This window comes from Pseudomonas sp. 7P_10.2_Bac1 (assembly GCF_025465935.1).
GTDB lineage: Bacteria > Pseudomonadota > Gammaproteobacteria > Pseudomonadales > Pseudomonadaceae > Aquipseudomonas.
In genome coordinates this window covers 1-25,310 of record NZ_JANLNV010000035.1, presented here as the reverse complement: position 1 = coordinate 25,310, position 25,310 = coordinate 1, and the positions used below count along the sequence as shown (strand labels likewise).

The following is a 25,310-nucleotide window of genomic DNA, read 5'->3' as shown; positions in this document are numbered from 1 at the left end:
CGCCGATCTACGGGTTTCGCCCTTACGGCGAGGCACTTTTGTCAAACAGCCACAAAAGTACCCATGGGCCTGTCCTGCTCCGTGGGCACGCCGCCACGGGCCATCCATGGCCCATCGCGGCTCTCCCGGCATCCATGCCGGGACACCCACTGCGCAGAACCTCCACTCAGCCTCCCGAAGGGGCGGACAGATCAAAAGCTGAAGCTGCAACAACTCAATCAAAAAATCACAGCCTGCGACAACTCCTACGCGTTGAAATAGCCGATCACAGGCACAATCAGCAGCGTGCTGATTGCCATCGACAGTACATTGCCAATGTAAGCGTGCATGTAGCTGGGCAAGCGTTGGCTAATCGCGCAGGCCAATGGGGGCGCTATCAACGCTCCTAGCAGAGCGCTGGTAACCATCACCGCGGCACTCCCGCCGTAGGTTAGTACCGCTGCGGGTACCACCGAAACCAATGGCACATAGGTGGGGTACCAGCCGCGTTTGCGCCACTGGCCACGCCAAATAATCACGCCCAGCAACGAGGTCAAAGACTGCGCGGCAACCAAATGCGGCAGTAGGCCCGAGCCATACGCCGGGCTAAGCGGGTTCAAGGCATAAGCTAGCAAGACACCGCCCAACATCCCCAGACTTGCCCATTCATTGCCAAGGAAAGGTGCTTCGCTAAAGTCCGCCAGTACCCGGCGCAATGTCCAGGTCACACCGTAGTTTGGGGTAGGTACGTCTTCCGGTTTTTCGACGGTTTTTTCGATCTCGCTGCTGACTAAAACAGGCACGCAGCGACACAAGCCAAAAGCCACAACGCTGCCCAGTGCCATGCCCAGTACATTGCCAACCACCACGGGTAACCCCAGTGGTAAACACACGAAGTTAACGATCAGCAGGCAAGACGGCGTGACCAGTAGGGCCCCTAGAATGGCGCCATTGAGCGCCACTTTCCAACCTGCGCCAAACATCAACACCATCGCTGCGGGCAAGGACACAAAGGCCGCGAACGTCGGCTGCCAGGTTTCGGCCGTCAAGGTCCAGCCCCACAGCACATTGCTGAGCACCAACCCCAGCAGTGAACTGGTCACCAGCCAGGGCCAGAGGCCCGAGCCGTAACAGATACTGAACCCTTGCCACGTTTTTGCGTACCGACTGGCCCAGTAGCCCAAAGCGCCGCCCAGCAGCAAGCCCAGCGAAGCGAACTCGTGCTTGTAAAAGGTGACCTCGCTGATATCGCCGATAATCCAGCGCAGCCAGGCGAGCGGCGAGGGCCAGTTGCCCATCATGTCGCCATACCCAGGCCAGTAATCTGGCGCCGAGACGGCATGCAGCCTCGATAAACCTGCTATCAGTACGGCGGTTGCGAGCGTGAGTGCGATAAGCAACGCAAGGTAACGGCCAGCGGTCGTTGAAGACGCTTTTTTCGATAAGGACGGCATGCTGGCATCCTCATCAACGTGGCAGTTGAGGGTGTTCGATATACCCGAGCATCGACTCATACACATCGATACGGCGGTCTCGGTGCAGGTCGTTCAAGTTGTTCCAGATCGGGGCGCTGCGCGCACTGGTCAGATCGATATCGGCATAAAGAATGGTTTGCTGGTCAGCAGACGCCACCTCGCCGATGGGCCAGCCATTGGTGCCGGTGATCAGCGAACAGCCCAGATAACGTTCGCCTTGTTCCTCACCAATGCGGTTTGCGGCGGCAATAAACACATTGTTGGCGTGAGCGGCAGTCATCGTCAGATACGACGCCATGCATTTGCCGCTGTCATCGAACAATGGCGGTGGTGTCCAGATCCAATTGTTCAGGCTGCAGATAATGTCAGCCCCTTGCAGGCTCAACAGGCGGGGCACTTCAGGAAACCAGATATCCCAGCAAATCAGCAGGCCGATGCGCCCAATGGGGGTATCGAACACCGGGAAACCCATATTGCCGGGTGTAAACCAGAGCTTCTCGCGGTTCCATAAGTGGGCCTTGCGATACTTGCCGATAAAACCGCTTGGCCCCAACAGTACCGCACTATCAAACAACTGCACGCCGTCACGCTCGGCCATCCCAGCGGCCAGATACACCTGATATTTCTGCGTGAAATCGAGCCAGGCCTGAACGCTCGGCCCCTCGGGAATGAGCTCGGCATGAAGGTAGGCTTCCTGGCGCGTGCCGAACAAATACCCGGTGTTGGCCAACTCCGGCAACACAATCAGATTGGCACCGTTCATGGCCGCTTCCCGAGCCAGTTCCAGGCTGTGCTCAAGGTTGTTTTGGCTGTGTCGTATGCCCACCTGAGGATCGAATTGCACAACCGCTACGCGCACTGCACTGACAGCTTGATTCATGGCTGAAACCTCTTTTTATTCTTATGACCCGCTGAATCGCGGGTATTTAGTAAGAGGATTTATCAGTGCCAGCGTCTATCGGTTCTATCCGCCTGAGGTGTAGTCCGTTGCTTGGTGTTTTGCACTACCGTTCTATTTTCTGACTAACATCCCGACACATTTCAATTACTCATTGGGGACACTAAAGAACTCGCCCGTACCTGTAATTGCGGGGTCAACATAATCGACTCTGGGGTTTCGCCCTTGATCCGTTTAAGCAATAACTCCACCGCTTGTTGGCCCATTTCGGCCAGGGGCAGGCGCACGCTGGTCAGGGGCACGGTCAGTTCGTGGGCCAGGGCGATGTCGTTGAAGCCGACCACGGCAATGTCTTTGCCTGGCAGCAGGCCTTTGTCCCGGGCTGCACCCATCAGGCCAATGGCGAGGAAGTCGTTGACTGCAAAAAACGCTTGCGGTTGTGGGGTCAGGTTCAGCAGGTGTTCGCCTTGCTGGTGACCGGTCAGGCTGTCGAACGGGCCATGGATGGTCCATTCCGGGCGCAGTGTGACGCCTTGTTCGCGAAAGTAGCGGGTGAAGCCGCGGGTGCGATCGGCGCCGGTGGAGGCGTGGCGTTCGCCCGCCAGAATCGCGACGTCGCGCCAACCCAGGCTGTACAAATGCTCAGCCGCCAACCAGCCGCCCAGCTCATCGTTACTGCACGCTGCGACATGCCCTGCGATCTGACGGCTGACCAGCACGTAGGGGATGTGTTTGCGGGTCAGCAGGTCGAGCAGGGGCTGGGTGTCACCGACGTGGGAGTCGGCCACGATCAACCCGGCTACCGAGCGGCGCAAGGCGTGTTCGGCACGTTGCATTTGGCGCACTGGCTGGTCGTCGGTGTTGGAGACGAACGTGAGGTAGCCCGCCTGTTCAGCAGTGCTGTCGATGCTGTCGTAAATGGTCGCCATCACCAGGTCGGTGATGCGCGGCATCAGTACGCAGATCTCCTGGCTTTTACGTAACTTCAGGTTAGATGCCTGCGTGTTGGGCCGATAATCCAGCTCTTTCGCCAACGTGCGAATACGCTCTACCACTTCAGCCGATGCCGCCCGTTCAACCCCCGCCGGGTCGCCGTTGAGCACCCGTGACACGGTAGAAACATGCACGCCAAGGGCAGTCGCCATGGACTTCAGGGTGGCGGGACGTGATGGGTTCGGCATGTTCTGAAAGTTTCCTGCTGTCTATGCATGAGCGCGCGGATTCTACCCGAATGGGCGCTTTTCGAATGGACAAAATTTTTACCCAAACGTTTGACTAAAATTTTAAGTCGCTCTACATTTCGTCAACCCAAACGTTTGGGTAACACAATAAAAATACGCCGGACGCGGCCGACTTTTTGACTTCTCCCATCATTTGAAGAGTCAGATACCCTATGAACACTCCCGCTATCCCATCCTTCCGCTACCAGATTTTCTTCTTGATCATGCTGATGGCGCTGCTCAATTACATTGACCGCGGCGCGATTGCCTATGCCTCGGCGAGCATTCTCCCCGAGTACGGTTTCGACAAGGCCGACTGGGGCAAAGTCTTGGGTTATTTCGGATACGGCTACATCCTCGGTGCGCTGGTAGGCGGCATTCTGGCCGACCGTTTTGGTGCCAAACGCATCTGGTGGATCGCCGGTGGTACGTGGTCGATCTTTGAGATCGCTACCGCCTTTGCGGGAGATTTTGGGCTGGCGTTTCTCGGCGGCTCAGCCATGGCCGGTTTTGCCACCATCCGAGTGATGTTCGGCTTTGCCGAAGGCCCGGCGTACTCGGTCATCAACAAGAGCGTGGCGAACTGGGCGACTCCCAAGGAGCGCGGGTTTGTGGTGTCGGTGGGCTTGCTCAGCACGCCGTTGGGCGCGCTGCTCACCGCCCCGGTGGCGGTCGGCCTGCAAACCCTGACCGGCGACTGGCGCAGCATGTTTGTGATCCTGGGCGTGGTCAGCCTGGCGCTGCTGATTTTCTTCATGACCCGCTTCACCAACACCCCGGACGAAAACCCGCGGGTGTCCAAGGCTGAGCTGGACTTCCTGCGCAAAGAGCGCGCCGAGGCCGTCAATGCCTCGACCCCGACCACCACCGTGGCGCCGATCTGGCACTTCTTCAAGAACAAAGACCTGCTGTTCAACGCCATCGGCTATTTTTCGTTTGTATACGTGACTTTCCTGTTGCTGACCTGGACGCCGAAATACCTGCAGGACGAGTTCCACTACAACCTGTCGTCGCTGTGGTACATGGGCATGATCCCGTGGACCGGTGCCTGTTTCACCGTGCTGCTGGGCGGCAAGATTTCTGACTGGTTGCTGCGCCGCACTGGCAACCTGAAAGTCGCGCGCAGTTGGCTGGCCGCGACTTGCCTGTTGTTGACCACGCTGTGCTTCATCATGGTGTCGCAAGCGCAAACGGTGTGGGGCGTGATTGCCCTGATGACTCTGGCCAACGCCCTCAACGCGCTGCCGAACTCCGTGTACTGGGCCGTGGTCATCGACACTGCGCCGTCCAACCGGGTAGGCGCTTACAGCGGCATGACCCACTTCATCGCCAACACCGCTTCGTTTATCGCACCGATGCTCACCGGCTACCTGACCATTAGCTACGGTTATTCATCGATGTTCGTGGCCGCTGCAGTCGCGACCGCTCTGGGGATGAGTGCCATGCTGATGGTGCGCCCGGGTGGTCGAGCGACAGCTTCCCCAGTCCCTGCTGCTGTTTGATGGAGGTGTGTATGAACCAAGTGAAACCTGCCCATGTGGGCTATTTTTTCGGTTTGTCGGTTGTTGAACTGGCTGCACAACTGCGCACGGGCCGTGTGACCAGTGTTGCGTTGACCCAGGCCGCACTGGACAGCATCGAACGTCTGAACCCGACGCTGAATGCTTTTGTGCAGCTCGATGCGCCCGTCGCACTGGCTCAGGCGCGCAAGGCCGACGAATTGTTGGCTCAGGGGCGGGACCTGGGGCCGCTGCACGGCATACCGGTGGCGGTCAAAGACAATATCGACACGTCCGACTACATCACCACCTATGGTTCTGCGCATTTCGAAGGCTTCAGGCCGCGTCGCGATGCCCTGTGCGTGCAGCGTGTGCGCGAAGCGGGCGGGGTGATTGTCGGCAAGACCTTGACCCATGAATTCGCTTATGGCCCGACCGGCGACCGCTCGCTGCAAGGCGCCGCTCACAACCCGTGGGACCCCCGTTGCATGACAGGCGGCTCCAGCGCGGGCAGTGCAGCCGCCGTGGTCAGCGGCATGGTGCCGCTGGCACTGGGCACCGACACCGGCGGTTCGGTACGCATTCCGTCCGCCCTATGTGGCGCGGTCGGCTTCAAGCCATCGTACGCGGCTGTGCCTCTGGATGGGGTGTTCCCGTTGTCGACCAGCCTTGACCATGTTGGGCCAATCGCCAACTCCGTTGAGGATGCGCGTCTGCTGTTTGAAGTGTTGTCTGCCCGCGCTTGCGCGCCAACGATCCCCGAACCTGGAACGCTGCGGGTTGGCTGGATTGCCTCGGGCAGCTTTGGCCCGGTCGACACAGCAGTGGACCAACAGGTTTACCTGACGGCGCAGCAGTTATTTGGCGATACGTTGCAGGAGGTCACGGAGTTGGCCGCAGTGGCGGCCGGCATGAAAGAAACCCTGGGGATGCTGCAACGGGCCGAGGCGTTCGATGTGCATGCTGAGCGTATGCAACAAGCGCCGCAACTGTTCGACCCAGAAGTGCGCGCGCGCCTTGAGTTATCGCAAGAAGTCCGCGGTTGGCAATACATTCGGGCGCAGGCCGCACAGCAGCAGTACCAGGCGCAGATGGCGAGCCTGTTTGAATGCTATGACCTGCTGCTCTCGCCGAGCGTGCCGATAATTGCCCCCGCGGTGAATGCCCGCGAAGTGCGGGTAGAGGAGCAGGACATCGACGTCCGCGCGGCCGTGCTCAGCTACACCAGCCCATGGAACCTCACCGGCCTACCCGCCATCAGCCTTCCAGCGGGGCAGGTGAGAGGGATGCCGGTTGGGCTGCAAGTGATTGCGGCGGCGGGGGAGGATGATCGTCTATTGCAATTACTGGCCCACCAGAAACCCACATAATCCCGAATCCCTGTAGGAGCTAGCCTCGCGATCTTTTGATCTTGAAATGCCTTGCGTAGGTGTACATATCCTTGGGCCGCGCAACGGTTTTTTACGGGTTGCTTTGACGTGAATCGGTTATCAGCGAGGGTGCCGGCGCAGTCTCATGGCAAGACTGCGTCGTCATCGCTGATAAACCAGCGATGACCAGGATGCAATCACGCATTCAATAAGCCATGCAGAAAATTCTTTGCAGCGTCGCCGTCACGCAGCCCTTTGAATCCGTACCCTTACTTTTCGGTTAGCCCATAACCTTTCTGTGCGTTCTTGTGGCCTGTCCTGCGCATTCCTATCTTGGCGGCTCATTCATCCCGAAGAGTCACTTATATGTCCTTTGTACTTCCTCTACCCATCGCTCGATATTTCGCTGCTGACACCACCAACGCAGTTGGCTGTCGGGCATGTTTATCTGTTGACACCCTAGGCATAGGCCAGGCTTTTGTGCTGAAAAGTGTCAAGATCGCTTCGCCGGAGATCCTGGTATGAGCTTTGATCTTGGCCTCAAAGGCTATCGTGCATTGGTCACTGGCGGCACTAAAGGTATCGGTGCAGCCGTGGTGGCCGTATTGCGCGAGCAAGGTGCTCAAGTGATTTCGGTCGCGCGCTCGCCAGGCAATTCGATACCTGAGGGTGTGCATTTTATTGCGGCCGACCTAGAGACGGCGCAGGGGTGCACGAAGGCCACCGATGCGGTCACGAAACAGTTCGGCGCAGTGGATATCATCGTCAATGTTGTCGGCGGTTCCAACGCACCAGGAGGTGGTTTTGCCGTGCTTGATGAGGAGCAGTGGGCGAGTGCGCTGAACCAGAATCTGCTGGCGGCGGTGCGGGTAGATCGGGCGCTGCTACCCGGCATGCTTGAACGCGGCACTGGGGTGATTATTCATGTCACGTCGATCCAACGCGAGCTTCCGTTGCCGGAGTCAACCACCGCGTATGCCGCAGCGAAGGCGGCATTGGCGACATACAGCAAAAGCCTGTCGAAGGAAGTCACCCCAAAAGGGGTTCGAGTGGTCCGGGTCTCGCCAGGCTGGGTGGAGACCGATGCGGCCGTGGCGATGGCAGAGCGCCTGGCACAGGAGGCAGGAACAGATTATGAGGGCGGCAAACGAATCATCATGCAGGCACTGGGCGGTATTCCTCTTGGACGGCCAGCCAAGCCTGCCGAGGTCGCCGATTTGATCGCCTTTTTGGTATCGCCCCGTGCTGCATCGATCAGCGGGACTGAGTACGTGATTGACGGCGGCACGGTGCCGACAGTTTAGCGTGTGGGTTTGCCTGCCTGCCATTTGAGCAGACCGTCCAGCACCGGGCATAGGCTCTGGCCCCATTCAGTCAGGCGATATTCAACCTTGGGCGGTACCACCGCATAGACCGTGCGCTGTACCAGACCATCGGCTTCGAGCTGGCGCAGTTGCTGCGCCAGCATCTTCTGCGAGATGTCCGGAATCAGGCGTTCAAGGTCTGAATAACGCTGCACCTGGCCGCCAAAAAGATGGAACAGAATGATCAGCTTCCATCGTCCGCCGAGCCAGTTGAGCGTGGTTTCAACATCGGCCGAGGCTGTGGCTGCGGTGTAGGTTTTGCTCATTGCATACATCCCGGGGTGGTTCGCCGATTAGCTGTGCATGTGTGAGGCTGCCCGATTCCGGGCATGGAAATCACCTCCCCAGCCCATGATCAAAGCGTGCAGCATTGTACGCAAAACTGCCCCGGTAGGAGCGAGTCAGTAGGCTCTCTATTTGGAGGTTGCGGTAAAAGTGGCTATGGTCGTTGTTTAGGGTTCGGCGCGTTGCGTCACGACGACGCGGCTTGCCATGAAACGGGAACAGACCCTCGCGCGGAGTAAAAAATGTCGATCTCGAAGTCTTTGCTTGATGACGCAAGGGGGTGGCGTCGCGATTTGCACGCCGCGCCGGAGCTCGGATACCAGGAACTGCAGACCTCGCACAAGGTGGCCAGCTTGCTGCAAAGCTTCGGGGTCCAGGTGCACTGCGGGCTAGGTGGTACAGGCGTGGTGGGTACGATTCGCAATGGCCAGGGCCCGACCATTGGTCTGCGCGCAGACATGGATGCGCTGCCTATTCAGGAGTTGGGCGAGGTTGCTCACAAGTCGGCGCATGCCGGGTGTATGCATGCCTGTGGCCATGACGGGCACACCGCGATCCTGCTGGCGACAGCCCGCTATCTGGCCGAGAGTCGCTGTTTTAGCGGCACCGTGCATTTTGTTTTTCAGCCTGCCGAAGAAGGTTTGGCAGGTGCCAGAAAAATGATCGAAGACGGCTTGTTCGAGCTGTTCCCCATGGACGCGATTTACGGCTTGCACAACTGGCCCGGCTTGCCCGCCGGGACCGTGGCGATCAATCCCGGGCCGATGATGGCGTCGATGGACACCTTCGAAATCCAACTCACCGGTAAAGGTTGCCATGCGGCGATGCCGGAGAAGGGCGCCGATCCTATTGTCGTTGGGGCTGAGCTGGTGCTGGCACTGCAAACCATACCCGCGCGGCGGTTGTCGCCGCTGGATAGCGCGGTGATCAGCGTGACGCAATTCCACGCTGGAGAGGCGATCAACGTGATCCCGGAAACCGCAACGTTGAAGGGCACGGTTCGATGTTTGCAGTCACACGTCAGAGACAAGGTTGAAACGCTGATTCATGAATTTGTCGAGCAGTTGCCGGGCGCTTTTGGTGTTCGCGGTCAGGTGGTGTACAACGTGGGTTATCCGGTGACCCAGAACGACCCTGACGCGGCAGCAGTGATTCGCAGAGCGGCAGTATCGGCGGTGGGGGAGCAGCAGGTGATCTGGGGTTGCCGCCCTTCGATGGCTTCTGAAGATTTCTCTTATTTGCTCAATGCGTGTCCGGGCGCCTATGTGTGGTTGGGCGTTGACGGCGAACAGCCCTCGGCGTCGTTGCATAACCCTTATTACGATTTCAATGACCAGGTCATTGAACCGGGCGTTGCCCTCTGGATCGCGCTGGTGGAGCAGTCTTTGTCAGTGTCGAGTTAACCCCTGCAGGTACAGGCTAAGCCAGCCTCTACAGGGGTATGTCTTAGTCACGCTTGCACATGACACCTGACGCCCGCCCGAAGTGTCTGCGGTTGCTGGCAAGCGCTGGTGCTCTGGCTGCAGCGCTCGCGAAAAAAACACCCCTGCGGGAGGTTGCGGTTACCGGGCAGCTCAGTCGGTGCTGCCACCTGTTCAGCCTTCAACGGCACCCCCAACCGCGGTACGGCCTCGAAGAGCAGGCGGGTGTACGGATGGCGAGGTTGATCGAGCACCTGAGCGGCGCTACCCAATTCGACGATCTGCCCCAGATACATCACTGCGACCCGGTCAGACATGTGCCGCACGACCGACACGTTGTGCGAAATCAGGATGTACGTCAGGTTGCGTGCCCGCTGCAATTCAGCCAGCAAGTTGAGGATCTGCGCCTGCACCGAGATGTCCAGTGCTGAGGTGGGTTCGTCCAGCACGATGATGTCCGGGTCCGATGACAAGGCTCTGGCAATCGCGATCCGCTGACGTTGGCCGCCCGAAAACTGGTGGGCAAAACGGTCAAGGTACTCCGGGCGAATGCCCACCTGTGCCGCGACTTTTGCAGCAATATCGCGCATCTGTTCGCGTGACCGCATGCCGCGTGCGTACAGCGGTTCGGTGATGATGCGCCAGATCGGTAAACGCGGGTTCAGTGACGATTGCGGGTCCTGAAAGACGATTTGTACATTACTGCTGCCTTCGCCTTTCTTGCCGTTGGCCCAGCTCAGCTCGCCGCTGGTGGGGGCCACAAGCCCCATCAATACCTGCGCCAGGGTGCTTTTGCCACAGCCGGACTCGCCGACGATACCCAAGGTTTCCCCAGCCTTGACCTGCAGGTCGATGCCGTTGAGGGCGTGGGCATAACCCCGTGGTCGCCCCAGCCAGTCGCTGCTCACGGGGAAGCGCACGCGTACGTCGTTCAATTGCAGGATCTGGTGCGGCACAACTGTCGATTCAGTCATTGCAGGGTTCATCACGAAAGCTCCTTGTGTGGCAGCCAGCAGGCGCTTTTACGCTGTTCATCTTGGTTGATAGCGGTCAACACCGGTCGTTCACTGCACTGCGCCATTGCATGCTGGCAGCGCTCGGCGAACGTGCACCCGGTGGGCAGACGCGAGAGGTTGGGGACTTGCCCTGCGATGGTCATCAGGGGTTGCCCCGGCTCGACCATTTCCGGCAGGCCGCTGAGCAAGCCTTGGGTGTACGGATGAAGAGGATCACGCATCACATCGCCGGTCAGGCCTTGTTCAACCACTGCGCCGGTGTACATCACGTACACCCGGTCACAGAATTGCGACACCAGCGCCATGTCATGGGTAATCAGCAGGATCGCGGTGCCTTTTTGCCGGGCCTTTTCATGCAGCAACAGCAGTACCTGGCGCTGCACAGTCACGTCGAGCGCCGTAGTGGGCTCGTCGGCGATCAGTAGTTGAGGCTCGCACGAGAACGCCAAGGCGATCATGACCCGCTGGCGCATACCGCCTGACAACTCGAACGGGTAGCTGTCCAGCACCTGTTCGGGGCTGGCGATGTGCATGTCGCGCAGCAGATCGATGGCCTTGGCGCGGGCCTCTTTGGTGCTGATTTTCTGATGATGGACGATCACGTCGAGCATTTGCCGACCGATGCGCCGTGTGGGGTTGAGCGCGGTCATCGGCTCCTGGAAGATCATCGCCGCGTCTCGACCACGGATCTGCAGCATCTCTTTTTCGGGTGTGTTAAGCATGTCGCGGTTGAGCATGCTCAGGCTGCCGGAGGTGATCCGGTAACTGCGCTCGGGCAACAGGCGCATGCTGAGCATGGCGGTAACCGATTTGCCGGATCCGGACTCACCGACCACGCCGACAATTTCGCCGGGGTTGACGTGTAGAGACACACCGTTCAGCGCCTTGACGCTGCTTTTGTAGGCCGGAAACTCGAGGCTCAAGTTGTCGATGGCCAGCACTGGATTGCAAGTCGCCATGCTTATTTCCCCTGTTGGCGTGGATCGAGCAGATCGCGTACGCCATCGCCGAGCAAGTTGAAACCGGTGGCCGTGATCAGAATGGCCAGACCCGGGAAGGTGGAATACCACCAGTTATCCAGAATGTAGTTGCGGCCGGTGGCGACCATGGCGCCCCATTCAGCCGTCGGCTGTTGTGCCCCGAGGCCGATAAAACCCAGGGCTGAGGCCATGAGGATGGCGCTGCCGATGTCCAGGCTCAACTGCACCAGTAGCGGTGGCATGGCGTTACGCGCAACGTGCCAGTGGACCATGTGCCAGCGCTCGGCGCCGAACGTCTCAGCGGCTTTCACGTAGCCCATCTGGCGAATGCTCAGGGATTGGCCCCGGGCCAGGCGTACATAGGAAGGGATACGGACCAGAGTAATCGCCAGCATGGCGTTGAACAGGCTGGCACCCAGCGCTGCCGCCAAGGCCATGATCAGCACCAGCGACGGCACTGACAGCATGATGTCCATCATGCGCATGGTCACCGCGTCGAAGCGGCCGCCAATCACCCCGGAAAAACAGCCCAGCAGACCGCCAATCAAACAGGCGGAAAAGGCCACGAACAGACCGACGCCGACCGATTGCCGGCTGCCGAACAGTACCCGGCTGAACAGGTCGCGGCCCACTTCGTCAGTACCGAACCAGTGCTCGGCAGACGGCGCGGCCAGCCGTTCGGAGAGATTCAGGGCATTGGGATCGTGGCTGGCCAGCCACGGGGCGAAGATCATGCACACCACCACCATCAGGGTGATCGTCAGCCCGGCCATAGTCAGCGGGCTGCGGCGGATCTGATACGTCAGGTAGGCGGTTTTTTCACGCCAGCGCGGAGTCTGCGCTGCTCCAGTCAGAGGGACGGACATTTCAATTCACCTCGCCGATACGCGGGTCGATCACGCGGTACAGCAGATCGATGGCCATGTTCAGCAACACATAGATAAACGACACCAAAATGGCGAAACCCATTACCGCCGGAAAATCCAGCGACTGAATCGACTTGACGACGTAGGCGCCCATGCCGGGCCAGGCGAATACCGTTTCGGTCAGTACCGCGCCGTATAGCAAGTCGCCCAGGGTCAGCCCCAGCACTGTTACGGACGGAATCAGCGCATTGGGCAGGGCGTGGCGCAGGATCACGGTCCAGCGCGATAGACCATAGGCGCGCGCGGTGCGGATATAGTCCTCGCCCAACTGGTCGAGCATGGCCGAGCGGATCTGCCGGGCGATCACCCCCAGGGTAACGAACCCCAGCGTGACCGCGGGCAGGATGAGGTGCTTGAGTGCATCCACGAACAGGCTGAAGTTACCGGCCAGCAAAGAGTCGATCAGGTAGAACCCGGTGATTGGGGTGGGTGGCGCCAGCCCTTCGGACAGTCGACCGCCGCCGGGCAGCCAACCCAGGTGCCCATAAAACAACACAATGGCGCCCAGGCCCAGCCAGAAAGCCGGGGTTGAAATTCCGGTCACGGCCAGGGTACGGGCGATCTGGTCGATGAACCGGTTGTGGTAAACCGCCGATAGCACGCCCAGCGGGACGCCGACCACAATGGCCAGGAACAAGGCCACCAGCGCCAGTTCCAGGGTCGCGGGGAAGAACGCTTGCAGGTCCTCGAGCACCGGGCGGTTGGTGCGGATCGAAGTGCCGAGGTCGCCCTGCACCAGGTCCAGCAGGTAGCGGCCATATTGTTGGTACAGCGGCAAATCCAGCCCCAGTTGATGACGGATACCGGCCACCAGTTCATCGCTGGCGCGGTCTCCGGCGATCAGGCGGGCGGGGTCACCGGGAATCAGGTGGGAAATAGCAAAAGTAATCAGCGAAACACCGAACACGACCAGCAACAGGCCAAGCAGGCGCTTGCGCAACAACGTCAGGAAGGCCATAAGGCACCTCTGTTACTCAAACGACAGATATCAATAACCGTGCACGCCGTCAGCGGCGTGCACGACGGTGCTGGCTTACTTGCTCATGCTGCCCAGGTTGAACACCTGCTCAAGCATGGGGTTGAACACATAGCCCTTGACCGAATCACGCATCGGCAGGGTGTAGTTCTTTTGGTAGAGGTACACGTAAGCACTGTCGTTGAGCGCGAGTTTCTGCGCTTGCTGATACAGCTCCACACGCTTGGCCTGATCGCTGGTGGTCGCCGCTTCACGGATCAGCGTGTCCACCTGGGGGTTGCTGTAGAACGAGCGGTTGCCTTGCAGGCCCTGCATTTTGGAGTCGAACCAGAAGTTCATAAACATGTACGGGTCGGCGAAGTCCGGGCTCCAGGTGCCCACCGCAATGTCGTAGTCAGCCTGGCCCACCCGCTCGCGCAGGGTTGCATTGGCGGTTTTTTCCATTTTCAGGTTGATGCCCAGCGGCGCCAGTGCGGCTTGCAGGGTCAGACCAATTGGTTCCCAGTTGGCGTCCTTGTCGGAGTACATATAGCTGAGGCTGGTGATCTTCTTCGGCACTTTGGCCAGGCTATCGGCCGCGGCTGTCATGTCTTGCTTCATGTTCGGCAGCGAGCTGTCGTAGGCCCACATGCCTTTGGGGATCGGCCCGTTGAGCAGCTCGGCCTTGTCTTTGAGAATGCCTTTGACGATGCCGTTGTAGTCAACCGCTTCAGTGATTGCACGGCGCGCGTCGACGTTGGTCAGCGGGCCCTTCTTGTTGTTGAGGTATAGGTAGGTCACGCGCAATGACGGGTATTGCTTGACTGCAATCCCCGGCTTGCTGGCCAGCGCGCCCAGCTGGTCTTCGGGCATGTCTTCGATAATGTCGAGGTCGCCACGTTCCAGTTGCAAACGGCGCACAGACGGCTCGGCGATGATCTTCATCACCACGGTTTTCAAGGCAGGCGCAGGGCCCGCGTAGTAGGGGTTCGGTTCCAGGGTCAGCGACTGGCCTTTCTGCCAATTGGCCAGGCGGTAAGGGCCTGAACCTGCGGTGTGGCTGGACAGCCAGGCATTGGTCTCGGCGCCCTTGTTGGCCACCAACGGATTGACGATCGAGGCGCCGTTGTGGGCCAGTGTGTACAGGAACGGCGCAAACGGCGTTTTCAAGGTGAAACGGATGGTCTGCGGGTCAACCACGGTGACCACCATGTCTTCCGGGAAGGCGCCGGATGGTCCTTGCTTGAGGGTCATCAAGCGGTCGAAGGAAAACTTCACGGCGGCGGCGTCGACTGCCGTGCCGTCATCGAATTTGTTGCCGGGCTTGAGCTTGAATTCCCACACCAGGTTGTCCGGGGACACGGTCCAGCTCTCGGCCAGATCGCCCTCAACTTCGGTGCTGCTCTTGTCACCGTCGTGCTTGTAGCCCACCAGACGCTGATAAGACGGGTAGGTGATGGCCCAGTCGTTGTTATCAAAGGTGATGGCGGGATCGAGGGTTTGCGGGTCGGCGGGCTTGCCGATAATCAGCGTGTCTTGTGCCACGGCGGCGGTGGCGGCCTGCCAGGCGCCGAGGCTCAAGGCGGCGCAGAGTATGCTGAGCACCCATTTGCTGGCGCGGGGAGATGTCTTGCTTTTCACGGAATTCATGACGGTCATTGCCGGTTTCCTTCAACATTCAATGTCTGGAAGTGGGTCAGGTTTTTTTTTGGAATCTATAACCGGGCAGTAGCAGATGAAGCATGTTTGAAGCGTTTTTGTTGTTCTTTTCAGGCATTGCGTAGGCCTTGGAACTCTCTGGTTTCATCGGCCTGTTACAGGTCAAACAGGGGGTTATTCGTGGATCAAGGGGTAATCGTCCGCGTGGGGTAATTCGTAGTGCCACCACTCGCTGGCGATCGGTTGAAAACCCGCGCCCAACATCACGCCCAGCAATAACAGGCGGTTGCGTTGCACCTGCACGGGCAGGTCCGGGTAGAACTGATGGGAAGGTGCTTGCATGGTGTCGAAGCCGGTGCCCATGTCCAGCGCCACGCCATCGGCGTCGGCCAGTGTCACGTCCACGGCCACACCGCGGCTGTGGTGCGAGCCAAGGTGCGGATCACTGACGTACTCACTGTCGGGCAGGGCTTCCCAGAGCAGAAATTGCGCCGAAGGCGGGCGGTAGGCGTCATAGATCAGCAGGCTATAACCGGCCAGACGCGCCAGTTCGCTGGCTTTGCGCAGGCAATGGGCGGCATCGCGGTGCAGTTGGCAGCGGGTTGTCGGGTAGATCACTTTGCCGGTCAGATTGTCGGCAGTGGCGTAGATCATGTTGATCTGCACCTGAAACTGCTGAGCATCAATCTCAATCAATGAGCTCGGACTTGTAACGCTCTGGTTCACACCATCACTCCTGGGACGATTCGTTAGAGGCATTGCGATTAACCTTCGAACTGGCCGAAGGCTTTTTGCAGTTGACGGTTTTTGGCCAAGCGGGCGTCCAGGTGTTCGCCATACAGCTGCGCGACCGCTGAAACCATGAGGTTGAGCAGGCAGGCGAGAGGTGCCGGGGAATCCCAGAATTGGCCAACATCGGTTTTGATCTGCAACAAGTCCTGCGGGTAGTCGCGCGCCCAAGGGCATTGCAGGTCGGTGATCAGGGCCAGCGGCAACGCGTTCTCGAGGGCCGCCTTACAGAATGGTTGGGTCACACTGGAATACGCCCGGAAGTCGGCAATGATCGCGTACGGATTATCGAAGCCGGAGTTCAGTGTCTCGGCATAAATGCCAGACAGGCCGTCAACGTAGTAAACCTTGGGGCGGATGTACTCCAGGTGGCTGTGAAAGGCCGTGAGAATCCCGCGGGTAGACTGGATGCCGATGATGAACACGGCATCGGCTTCGTGGATGCGTTTGACGATCTGGGCAAAGGCGTCGCTGCGGGCCAGTTCATAGACTTGCTGGATGGCTTCGATTTCACGCTGCATCGAACGGTCGAGGGCGTCGCCCCCGTTGTTTTCAGCGCGAAAGGCGGTAATGCGGTCAGTGATCAACCAGGAGGTCGGCACTTCACCGCGCAGGCTTTGCTTCACGTCATCCAGATTCTGATACCCCAGCGAACGCAAGAAACGCCCGACTGAAATACCAGTGGTTGAGGCTTGAAGCGCAATGCTGTCAGCGGACTCGAAAGGGAGCTGCTGCGGGTTGCCGAGCAAATAACTGGCAATGCGCTTGCCGGTCGGCGTCATGCTGGAAAATTCGTTTTCCAGCAACTGAAAAAAATTGTTTTTTTCCATAGAGATCAACGCGCGCCGACAGGTGGGTGTTATATGAGTGTCATTTTCACTCTTGATGTTATCAACATAACATCAGTCTTCGAGCGGACACAACGGCTTTTCTGCGGATTGCAGAGGAATTAATTTTTGTGAGGGAATACCTTCTTCAAGAGCTAAAGATCGCGAGACAAGCTAGCTCCTGCACGGGGTTAGACGATTGGCTTGCGACTTCTGGTCAGTAACCACAACAGGTAAAAACCACCCAGTAGCCCGGTGGTCAGGCCGATAGGCAGGTTGAGGTTCAGCGGGAAGCGCTGGCTCACCAGATCGGCGCTGAGTAAAAGCAGGGCGCCCATCGCTGCACCAGTCACCAGTGGGATGTCCGGTGAGCCGGTCAGGCGTCTGGCCAGTTGCGGCGCCGCCAGGGCGATAAAACTGATCGGCCCGGCAGCCGCCGTGGCAACCGAGGTCAAGCCTACCGCGGCCATGACCATCACCAACCGCGCACGTTCCACCGACACGCCCAGTTGACGGGCGGTATCGTCCCCCATTTCCAGCAGGTTCAAATGCCGGGCGTGGTAAAGGGCAATTGGCACGATCAGCACAAACCCCAGTGCCGCAGGCACCACATGGGACCAGGTGCGGGTGTTGAGCGAGCCTGACAACCACAGTTGGGCAGTCATAGCCTGATCGAGGTCGCCGGTGACCAACAAGACCGTGTTGAGGCCCGTCAAGATGGCGCCGACACCGATACCCACCAACACCAGGCGATAACCGCCCGTGGTGCGGCCTTTCAGCGACAGGAAAAACACCACGGCGGCGGTGCAGACGCCCGACAACACCGCGGCCAGCGAGGTGCCCAGCGGCCCGGCATTGAACAGGATGATTTGCACAATGGCGCCACTGGCCGCGCCGGTGGTGAAGCCGATGATGTCCGGCGAGCCCAGCGCATTGCGCGAGATCGACTGAAACACCGAGCCCGCCATGCCCAGCGCGGCTCCGACCAACACGGCGGTGAGCACCCGAGGCAAACGAACCCGCTGAATGATCCGTTCGGCCGTCGGGTTGTCACCCATGCCGAACAGGCTGGCGAGCACTTCTCCAGGGCTCAGGTGTAAGGTGCCGATGCCCAGCAATACCACGGCCACCAGCACTGCCAGCAGCACCAGCCCGGCACCGATCAACGCAACCCGTGGTCGCCAGACAAAGGAGCAAGGGCCGAAACGGACCACTGAGGGCAGGCTGTTTTTCATAGTTGGCTCAGTCGGTACTTGCGCACCACAGCGATAAAGAAGGGGCCGCCCAGCAACAGCGCGATGATCCCGGCGGCAATTTCAGAGGGGGCAACCACCACCCGGCCCAGCACGTCGGCGCCCAATAACAGGATCGCGGCATAAAGCCCGGAGTAGGGCAGGATCCAGCGGTAATCCGGGCCCACCAGCAATCGAGAAATGTGTGGCGCCACCAGCCCGACAAAGGCAATCGGCCCGGCTCCAGCGGTGGCGGATCCGGCCAGCAACATGACTGCCAGACACGCCAGCAGCCAGGTTGAGCGCGGGTTGGCGCCCAGTGCAAGGCCCAGGTCCTTGCCCAGCGCCAAAATGTTCAGGTTACTGACAATCAGCATCGCCACCACGCAGCCGAAGCTAACCGCTACGGCCAAGACGGCAGCCGCCTCCAGCCCGCTGCGCTCAAGCGAGCCCGAAGCCCAATGGCGGAATTGATCGAACACCTCGATGGGGGCATTAAGGATGAAGATCCCGGTGATCGAGGTCAGCATGATCGACAAACCGGCCCCGGCCAGTACCAGCCGCACCGGGTCATTCGCGCTGGAATGGGCCTGGCCGATGATAAACACCGCTATCCCGGCCAGTCCGGCGCCGATAAAGGCCAACCAGATATAGGCCAGTGGCGTGACCATATGGAACGCCACCGCGCCGATGATCACCGCCAGCGCGGCACCGGCATTGATCCCCAGCAGGCCCGGTTCGGCCAGCGGGTTGCGCGTCACCGCTTGCATGATCGCCCCGGCTACGCCCAGAGCCAACCCGGCTAGGACCGCCACCAACGTGCGCGGCACGCGCATTTCGCGCACGATCAGATGCAGGTCGTTATGCCGGTCGTAATGCCTGAGGGCGTCCAGCACATGCGCCAGATCAATCGAGCGTGAACCCAGCGTCAGGCTCAGCACACTCATCAACAACAGCAGCGCAACTCCGCCGATCAGCCCCCGGTAGCGCTTGCGTTGGCGGGCATCACCACGTGCGCAGTTTTGCAATGACATTGGTCTCACTCAGTGAAAACTCCGCGCCACAGTGTCGATCATTTGCCGCCCCGAGTAATAGTCAATGCGGAACGAGCTGACCCCCAGCGGGTAGACCCGTTTATGGATCACCGCAGGCAGGTTGGCCAATACCGGGTCGGACAGAAACGTTTGTACGTCGGCGTCATTGCCGCCGAGTAAAAACACGCTGTCGCCGACAATCGCCCTGGACAAGTTTTCACGGGAGATAAACCCCACGTCCGAGCTGCGCCGCACTTGCGTGTCCAGCGCCTCGGGCAAACCCGCGACCTTGAATCCCAGCGCCGACAACAAGCGCGCCTGCGGGCTACTCGGCAGGCCGACCGAGTAACTGCCGGCAATGTTGTAGCCAACCACGCTCACCGGTTCAGCGGGCGGGTTGAGGGTCGCGGCGACCTGTGCGGTGTAGTCATCGAAACGCTTGATTGCGTCTTGTGCCTGTTGCTCCAGGCCTGTCACCTTGCCCAATTCAAGCGCCATTTGCTGCCAGCTCTGGTTCGAGTAGTTGACCACGGTGGTGTTGATGCCCTGGGCTTGCAGCTCGCCTTGGTGCTGAATCACGCTGTCGGCCCCGGTAGCTGACAGCACCAGCAGATCCGGGTCGTGGCCGATCACCGCTTCGATATCGAACAGCAGGTTGCTGTACAGCACCTGCACGCCGAGTTGGTCGGCCACCTCGGCCCATTGGCTGAAGAAGCCTTTGGCGTCGGTCAAACGACTGGGCGTGGTCGCGGCCGTGGCCGCCAACGGCGCGTCGATGGCTAGCAGAATTCCAGTGACGCTGGGCGTAGTCGAGACGATGCGCCGGGGTTTGTCGCCCGCGTGGACCGCGCTGGCCAACAGCAATACTGCCAGCGATAACAGGGGCAGGGCGCGCAGTTTAATCATCGTTGCATGGCTCGTTGAGGTGATGGGCGAAGGTCGAGCCGCTGTATTGCTCACGGAAGCGTCCGGCCTGCACCAGACGTGGCATCACCTGCTGCAGAAACAAATGAACGGACTCGACTGCTCCTCCCGGCGCCGCGATAAAACCGTCGATGGCGCCCGCATCAGCCCACTCAAGAATCTGCGCCACGGCATCGTCAACCGTGCCCACCACTTGCCAGTGCGCCGCCGAGATGACTTCCGGACGCAATAACAGTTGGTCAATGGTCAGCGATTCGCGTTCGATCAGGCGCCGCAGCAGGCTGTTGTGGGTGCGGCTTCCGGCCTTCGGCGGCACTGCCGGCAGATCGGCCTTGGTCACTGGCCGGTCAGTTGGCCACTCGCTCAGGTCGAGGCCGATCATGTCCTTGATCGACGCCAGTTTGCGGGTGCGGTCCAGGCGCGCATGGGTTTGCATAAACAGGGCGCGGGCCTCTTCGCGGGTTTCGGCCAGGTACAGGCTGAGGCCGGGCAACAGGCGAATATCCGCCGGGTTGCGACCGTGGCGCAAGGCACGTTCTGACAAGTCGCGGCGCAGGTCCAGCGCTGCTTCCATGTCGGGCGTGGGAGCGAACACCAGATCAGCGACTGAGGCTGCAAAGTCACGTCCGGACTCTGATGCTCCGGCTTGAATCAGAGGGATGCGGGTGTCGGGGAAAGCGGGCAGGTTGAGCGGCCCCTTGACCTTGAGGTGCTTGCCGTCATGGTTGATCGGGTTGACCTGCGATACGTCGGCGTAACGGCCGCTGGCACGGTTGATCTGCAAGGCTTCACTGGGGAAACTGGCCCACAACTGCTTCACCACCTGAGTGAATTCGGCAGCCCGTTCATAGCGCTCTTCGGCGCTGGGCATGTGCTCCAGGCCAAAGTTTTCGTGGCCTTGCAGGGCGGTGACGATGTTCCAGCCCGCGCGGCCCCGGCTGATCCAGTTCAGCGATTGCAGTTGCCGGGCCACCACATAGGGCGGAAAAAAGGTGGTCGATACCGTCGACACCAGGCCAATATGTGAGGTTTCGCGGGCCACCGCCGCCAGCAATACCGTGGGGTCGAGGCTGGCAAAACCCGAGCCGCTGGCGAGCATTTCGGTGGGCATGCAGCTTACGTCTGGGCGGAACACGAAATCCAGGTGCGCGGCTTCGGCGCGCACGGCAAGGTCAATGGCGTAATCAGCGGTGAAAATCCCTTCGATGTTGCTGTTATCGCGCCGCCAGCCATCGCCGCTCAACCAGGTGGGAGCGAGAGACAGACCGATGTGCAGATGTTTTTTGAGATTCATCATCGAACCTATGTGGCCTAAACAAGTAAGACGATCCCGATTGCGCGGGCCGTCGTGTCGTGTGATCAGAACGCGCCCTTGACCCCGACGCCGAACATCCGTGGCGTGGTCATGCTCGCTTCGAGGCCGCCGATGCCACGGTTCTGCTGCATGTAAATGGCAGAGCGGTCATCGAAAACGTTCTTTACGTAGCCATACAGCTCGACCGCTTCATTGAAGCGATAACTCATGCGCGCATCGGTCAGGGTGTACGAGTCGATGCTCAGGCTCTTGGTGTTGGCCGTGTCGGAGTAGTAACCGTCAAAATGTCGCACTTGCACCGACAGATTGGTTTTGTCGGTGATGTCCCAACTCGGGCCGAACGTCAGGCTGTAGCCCGGTGAGCGGGCAAATTCGTTGGCCTGATAGGCCTCGTTGCTGGAAATTTTGTCGATGCGGGTACGCAAGGTGCCGACGCTGCCGCGCAGCTTGAGGTTGTCCAGCACCTGATAGTCCGCACCCAGCTCAAGCCCGTAGCCATGGGCTTTTTCGGCATTGATGGTGTACGACTGGGCAACGCCGGTAGAGATTACCACCGGGATGTTGTACTGCGCGTCCTTGAAGTCCATGTAGAACAGGTTGGCGCTGAGGATCAGCCTGTTATTGAGCAGGTTGGCGCGGGTGAACAGCTCATAGTTCCACACCGATTCTTCCTTGAAATCCTGCCATTGCCGGGTGGTCAGGTTGAGCGACATGCCGCCCGGGTTGTAGCCACGGCTGACCATAGCGCCGACGGTCCAGTCAGGAGTGGCGGCAAAGGCCAGCGAGACTTTGGGCAAAAACGCCGAGAAGGTTTTCTGGTAATCCAGCGGGCCGGGGGCGAGGACCGAGGTACCTTGGCGGTCAATGCGGTCTTGCTGATACCGCAGGCCGCTGCTGAGGGTCCAGCGATCGTTGAGACGGTAATTCAATTCGCCAAACACGCCGTAGTTTTCCTTGGTGTCATCAAAACTCGATAGCCCCGACAGCAGCAGGGATTCGTCGGATTTGGTACGGGCAACATACACGCCGCCGACGCCGCTGAATTCACTGTGCTGGTCACCAAACGTCAAGCGCGTTTCGTTGGAGAGGTTGTTCTGCTTGATGTCTGCATCCCCCTGGCCGCGAATGCCGGTGTAGCGTTTGACGCTGGAGTGCGAGTACTGCGCCTGGTTGAACAGTTTGAGACCGTTATCGAAGTCGTAACTGACATCCAGGATCCCGGTGTTGGTGGTCTGTTCCCACGAAGGCATCGTAGTGGTGATGTGGTCGAGCTTGTGGAACGGTTTGGAGGCGGCTTCCTGGGTGGGGCGGTTACTGTCGTTGTGCACCAGCGTCAGTTTGCCTTCCAGCCCAGGGACGGCGCTGGGCAGCCACAGCAGCTTGGCGCGGGCATTCAGCGCGCTGAAGTCCTGATCGGTCTTGCCTTTCTGGAAGTTCGGGCTGGTGTAGTCGATGAACGTGTCGCGTGCCGAGTAGTCCACCGCCAGGCGGCCTGCCAGGTCTTCGCCCATCAGCGGGCCGGAGAGGGCAATCGAGGTGCGCTTGTGGTTGTAGTTGCCGATTTCTGCCTGGTACAGCGCCTCGGGAGTGAAGGTCGGGTTCTTGGTGTTGACGATGATCGCCCCGGCAATCGCATTGGCCCCTTGGGAGGTGGTTTGCGGCCCGCGGAACACTTCGATGCTGTCCAGATCCCAGACCGACGTCGCGCCAAAGAACATCTCGTTGTAATTCAGGTAATGGCCGTCGAGGTTGATCGTGGCGCGGGGCACAGTGCCGCCCCAGAACACGTTCTGACCGTTGTTCGGCCCCTGGGTGTCCATCCCCCGAATGACCGGAGCGCCCACGGTGTCGGTGTAGATCACGTTGGGCACGCCCTGGAGCACCTCATGAACCGTCGAGTCGCCGGTTTTCTGCTGATCTATTTCGCGACCGGTGATAACCGTGACCGAGGAAGCGGTGTTCTTCAGGTCGCGCTCCAGTTTCTCGCCGGTGACGGTAATCGGCTCGAACACCAGTGACTGTTTCTTCTCGCTGTCCGCACTTTCTTCGGCCAGCACGCAAGGCGTACCGAGCAGGGTAGACAGGGTTAACACGCTGAAACCACAGGTCAGCTTGCGCAATGGGAAGGCCTTCAAGAGATGCTCCAAATGAGAATGATCCGCGTTAATGGCGATCCTAGCACGTGGCCATTACGTTCCTCAATAAAGAATTGATTCCTCTATGTGGTATTTGTTGGTGTGAACTACGCTGCGTTTTGTCGGCTGTAATGGCGGGCAAAGTCGGTATCATGCGCAGCGCCGTTGCGTCATTGCGGCGTCAACAGACCCCAGAGAGAAACTGCTGCGAGACAGTGGCGAGGAGAGGTTGTTTGAAGAAGTTGAAAGAGCCCGTGGACGATGAGGCCCCCGAGACCTCGAACGAAAAGCGTTCGGGCACCATTCAATCGGTGGCCATTGCTGCGCGGTTTTTGAATGTGCTGGCCAGTGCCGAGCGTGAACTGGCCCTTGGCGAAGTGGCCCGGCGCACCCACACCGGCGGCTCCACCACCCACCGTTACTTGCAAAGTCTGGTCAAGGAAGGGCTGGCCAAGCAGGACCCGGCCACCGGTCTGTATGACCTGGGCCCGGCAGCGCTGAGCATCGGCATTGGCGCCCTCAAGCGTGTGGATGCGGTAGAAATCGCCGCCTCGCAGATGAAAGCTCTGGCCTACCAGCATGCTGCCAGTGGCGGGGTGGCGATCTGGACCGACCGCGGGCCGACGCTGGTGCGCTGGTATCGCAGTGCCTACTTCTCCATCAGCCCGTTGGCGCTGGGCGATATTTTGCCGCTGGACAACACCGCTTGCGGGCTGGTGTTTCAGGCGTTCTTGCCCAAGACCACGATTGATGCGGCGCGCAAGCAACAGCCTGCGCATTTTCGCGGCACACCGCCAAACAAGGCGGTGCTGGATGACGTGCGCAGTGCCTGCTGGTCCGAGCTCACCAGCCACCTGCTGTCGAACGTGACCGGGCAAGCCGCCCCGGTATTTGACGCGCAGGGTGAGCTGGTCTGCGTGATGACCACCGTGGCCGATCTGGGCCAGTTGAAATCGCCCGAAGATCGCCGTGCGCTGTTCCATGCGGCGAACCGTGTGAACCAGTCCACCGGCGGTTTGCCTTGGCAGGGTGACGAGTGAACCTCAGTCGATGGCCCGGGCCTTGGGCACCACCAGCGGGGTGCCGGTGACCGGGTCAGCAATGATCACCGACGCCAGGCCGAACACCTGTTCGACCAGCGTTTCGGTGAATATCTCGCCCGGCGGGCCCTGGTCGACAATCGCCCCGTCTTTCATTGCAATGATGTGCGAGGCGTAACGGCAGGCCTGATTCAGATCATGCAGCACAGCGACAATTGTGCGGCCTTCGCGGTTAAGGCGGGCGAGCAATTCGAGCAGTTCGATCTGGTGGGCTATATCAAGAAAGGTGGTCGGCTCATCCAGCAGCAAAATCGGCGTTTCCTGCGCCAGCACCATGGCAATCCACACCCGCTGACGTTGGCCGCCGGACAGTTCGTCGAGCAGGCGGTCGGCCAGTTCCGTGACCTGCGCTGCCGCCATGGCCGTTTGCACCGCGTGTTCGTCGGCGTTTGACCATTGGCGTAAAAACGATTGATGCGGATAACGGCCACGGGTGACCAGATCGGCCACGGTGATGCCATCCGGTGCCACGGCAGTTTGCGGCAACAAGCCGAGGGTGCGGGCGACCTCCTTGGCGGGCAATTGCGTGATGACCTGCTGATCGAGCAACACCTGGCCGCTGGCTGGGGTCAGCAAGCGCGACAAGGCGCGCAGCAAGGTCGACTTGCCACAGGCGTTGGGTCCGACGATCACGGTGAACGAGCTATCGATAATGCTGACCGAAAGTTCGGTGGAAATCGTGCGTTGCTCGTAACGCAGCGTTACGGCCTCGGCACGCAAGCGCGGGGGCATGGGGAAGAGTTCCTGGCCAGTAAAAAGGGCGGCCAGTATTACTGATGCGGAATTTGTTCCGCAATACGGAAAGCAGATCGCGCAGCTTTTGATGTGCGAAGGCCCTTGAGCCGCCCATGGGTGCATGCAGGTTTTGCGCCGGGGGGGGGGGGGGGGGGGGGGGGGGGGGGGGGGC

General features: G+C 59.9%; 22 protein-coding genes. 5 read left to right on the top strand and 17 right to left on the bottom strand.

The genetic code is table 11. From position 1 onward, the window contains the following. Window positions 1–245: 245 nt before the first annotated feature. The 3 genes from NTD86_RS06840 to NTD86_RS06830 all read right to left on the bottom strand — a co-directional run bounded on the left by NTD86_RS06840 (window position 246) and on the right by NTD86_RS06830 (window position 3,533). Window positions 246–1,433, bottom strand: coding sequence for a hypothetical protein (locus NTD86_RS06840; RefSeq protein ID WP_262201400.1), 1,188 nt, complete (start codon window positions 1,431–1,433; stop codon window positions 246–248). Window positions 1,434–1,446: 13 nt separating this feature from the next. Next, the gene (locus tag NTD86_RS06835; RefSeq protein ID WP_262201399.1) at window positions 1,447–2,334 is read right to left on the bottom strand and encodes a nitrilase family protein; all 888 of its coding nucleotides are present in this window, start codon (window positions 2,332–2,334) and stop codon (window positions 1,447–1,449) included. Window positions 2,335–2,495: 161 nt separating this feature from the next. After that, window positions 2,496–3,533: a LacI family DNA-binding transcriptional regulator gene (locus tag NTD86_RS06830; RefSeq protein WP_262201398.1), complete on the bottom strand. Its 1,038-nt coding sequence runs from the start codon at window positions 3,531–3,533 to the stop codon at window positions 2,496–2,498. A 212-nt stretch (window positions 3,534–3,745) separates the two neighbouring features. On the opposite strand from NTD86_RS06830, the gene NTD86_RS06825 reads away from it, so the two are divergent. The 3 genes from NTD86_RS06825 to NTD86_RS06815 all read left to right on the top strand — a co-directional run bounded on the left by NTD86_RS06825 (window position 3,746) and on the right by NTD86_RS06815 (window position 7,745). Further along, entirely contained in the window at window positions 3,746–5,074 is a 1,329-nt protein-coding gene (locus tag NTD86_RS06825; protein ID WP_262201397.1) for an MFS transporter, read from the top strand. A gap of 11 nt (window positions 5,075–5,085) precedes the next feature. Then, a complete protein-coding gene (locus NTD86_RS06820; protein ID WP_262201396.1) occupies window positions 5,086–6,441 on the top strand; it encodes an amidase in 1,356 nt (451 codons plus the stop codon). A gap of 521 nt (window positions 6,442–6,962) precedes the next feature. Then, window positions 6,963–7,745: an SDR family oxidoreductase gene (locus NTD86_RS06815; RefSeq protein WP_262201395.1), complete on the top strand. Its 783-nt coding sequence runs from the start codon at window positions 6,963–6,965 to the stop codon at window positions 7,743–7,745. Here the strand turns inward: NTD86_RS06815 and NTD86_RS06810 are convergent. After that, entirely contained in the window at window positions 7,742–8,071 is a 330-nt protein-coding gene (locus NTD86_RS06810) for a winged helix-turn-helix transcriptional regulator (RefSeq protein WP_262201394.1), read from the bottom strand. The genes NTD86_RS06815 and NTD86_RS06810 overlap by 4 nt on opposite strands. 261 nt (window positions 8,072–8,332) lie before the next feature. On the opposite strand from NTD86_RS06810, the gene NTD86_RS06805 reads away from it, so the two are divergent. After that, window positions 8,333–9,493: a M20 aminoacylase family protein gene (locus NTD86_RS06805; protein ID WP_262201392.1), complete on the top strand. Its 1,161-nt coding sequence runs from the start codon at window positions 8,333–8,335 to the stop codon at window positions 9,491–9,493. A gap of 47 nt (window positions 9,494–9,540) precedes the next feature. Here the strand turns inward: NTD86_RS06805 and NTD86_RS06800 are convergent, their stop codons facing one another. The 12 genes from NTD86_RS06800 to NTD86_RS06745 form a co-directional block, all read right to left on the bottom strand. After that, window positions 9,541–10,497, bottom strand: coding sequence for an ABC transporter ATP-binding protein (locus NTD86_RS06800; RefSeq protein WP_262201403.1), 957 nt, complete (start codon window positions 10,495–10,497; stop codon window positions 9,541–9,543). Beyond that, window positions 10,497–11,486: an ABC transporter ATP-binding protein gene (locus NTD86_RS06795; RefSeq protein ID WP_262201391.1), complete on the bottom strand. Its 990-nt coding sequence runs from the start codon at window positions 11,484–11,486 to the stop codon at window positions 10,497–10,499. Before NTD86_RS06795 ends, NTD86_RS06800 begins: the two co-directional genes overlap by 1 nt. A 2-nt stretch (window positions 11,487–11,488) precedes the next feature. Then, window positions 11,489–12,373 carry a D,D-dipeptide ABC transporter permease gene (gene ddpC / locus NTD86_RS06790; RefSeq protein WP_262201390.1) on the bottom strand — a complete coding sequence of 295 codons (885 nt, stop codon included), beginning with the start codon at window positions 12,371–12,373 and terminating at the stop codon, window positions 11,489–11,491. A 1-nt stretch (window position 12,374) separates the two neighbouring features. Next, window positions 12,375–13,391: an ABC transporter permease gene (locus tag NTD86_RS06785; RefSeq protein ID WP_262201389.1), complete on the bottom strand. Its 1,017-nt coding sequence runs from the start codon at window positions 13,389–13,391 to the stop codon at window positions 12,375–12,377. 75 nt (window positions 13,392–13,466) lie between these two features. Further along, window positions 13,467–15,038, bottom strand: coding sequence for an ABC transporter substrate-binding protein (locus NTD86_RS06780; protein WP_410016956.1), 1,572 nt, complete (start codon window positions 15,036–15,038; stop codon window positions 13,467–13,469). A gap of 183 nt (window positions 15,039–15,221) precedes the next feature. After that, window positions 15,222–15,806 (bottom strand): D-alanyl-D-alanine dipeptidase, encoded by a 585-nt coding sequence (gene ddpX / locus NTD86_RS06775; RefSeq protein WP_262201387.1) that lies wholly within the window; start codon window positions 15,804–15,806, stop codon window positions 15,222–15,224. Between the two features lie 5 nt (window positions 15,807–15,811). Beyond that, entirely contained in the window at window positions 15,812–16,666 is an 855-nt protein-coding gene (locus NTD86_RS06770) for a MurR/RpiR family transcriptional regulator (RefSeq protein WP_262201386.1), read from the bottom strand. A gap of 188 nt (window positions 16,667–16,854) precedes the next feature. Beyond that, a complete protein-coding gene (locus tag NTD86_RS06765; RefSeq protein WP_262201385.1) occupies window positions 16,855–17,898 on the bottom strand; it encodes a FecCD family ABC transporter permease in 1,044 nt (347 codons plus the stop codon). Further along, window positions 17,895–18,929 carry a FecCD family ABC transporter permease gene (locus NTD86_RS06760; RefSeq protein ID WP_262201384.1) on the bottom strand — a complete coding sequence of 345 codons (1,035 nt, stop codon included), beginning with the start codon at window positions 18,927–18,929 and terminating at the stop codon, window positions 17,895–17,897. Before NTD86_RS06760 ends, NTD86_RS06765 begins: the two co-directional genes overlap by 4 nt. A 9-nt stretch (window positions 18,930–18,938) precedes the next feature. Next, window positions 18,939–19,835: a Fe2+-enterobactin ABC transporter substrate-binding protein gene (gene fepB / locus NTD86_RS06755; protein ID WP_262201383.1), complete on the bottom strand. Its 897-nt coding sequence runs from the start codon at window positions 19,833–19,835 to the stop codon at window positions 18,939–18,941. Then, on the bottom strand, window positions 19,828–21,147 hold the full coding sequence (locus tag NTD86_RS06750) for an NtaA/DmoA family FMN-dependent monooxygenase (RefSeq protein WP_262201382.1): 1,320 nt from the start codon (window positions 21,145–21,147) through the stop codon (window positions 19,828–19,830). Before NTD86_RS06750 ends, fepB begins: the two co-directional genes overlap by 8 nt. Before the next feature lie 65 nt (window positions 21,148–21,212). Further along, a complete protein-coding gene (locus tag NTD86_RS06745) occupies window positions 21,213–23,303 on the bottom strand; it encodes a TonB-dependent receptor (RefSeq protein ID WP_262201381.1) in 2,091 nt (696 codons plus the stop codon). A gap of 254 nt (window positions 23,304–23,557) precedes the next feature. Here NTD86_RS06745 and NTD86_RS06740 point away from each other — a divergent pair, with 254 nt between their 5' ends. Next, complete coding sequence (locus tag NTD86_RS06740) at window positions 23,558–24,343, top strand: IclR family transcriptional regulator (protein WP_262201402.1); 786 nt, start codon at window positions 23,558–23,560, stop codon at window positions 24,341–24,343. 3 nt (window positions 24,344–24,346) lie between these two features. On the opposite strand, the gene NTD86_RS06735 is transcribed toward NTD86_RS06740, so the two are convergent. Then, window positions 24,347–25,135 (bottom strand): ABC transporter ATP-binding protein, encoded by a 789-nt coding sequence (locus NTD86_RS06735; protein ID WP_262201380.1) that lies wholly within the window; start codon window positions 25,133–25,135, stop codon window positions 24,347–24,349. Window positions 25,136–25,310 lie beyond the last annotated feature (175 nt).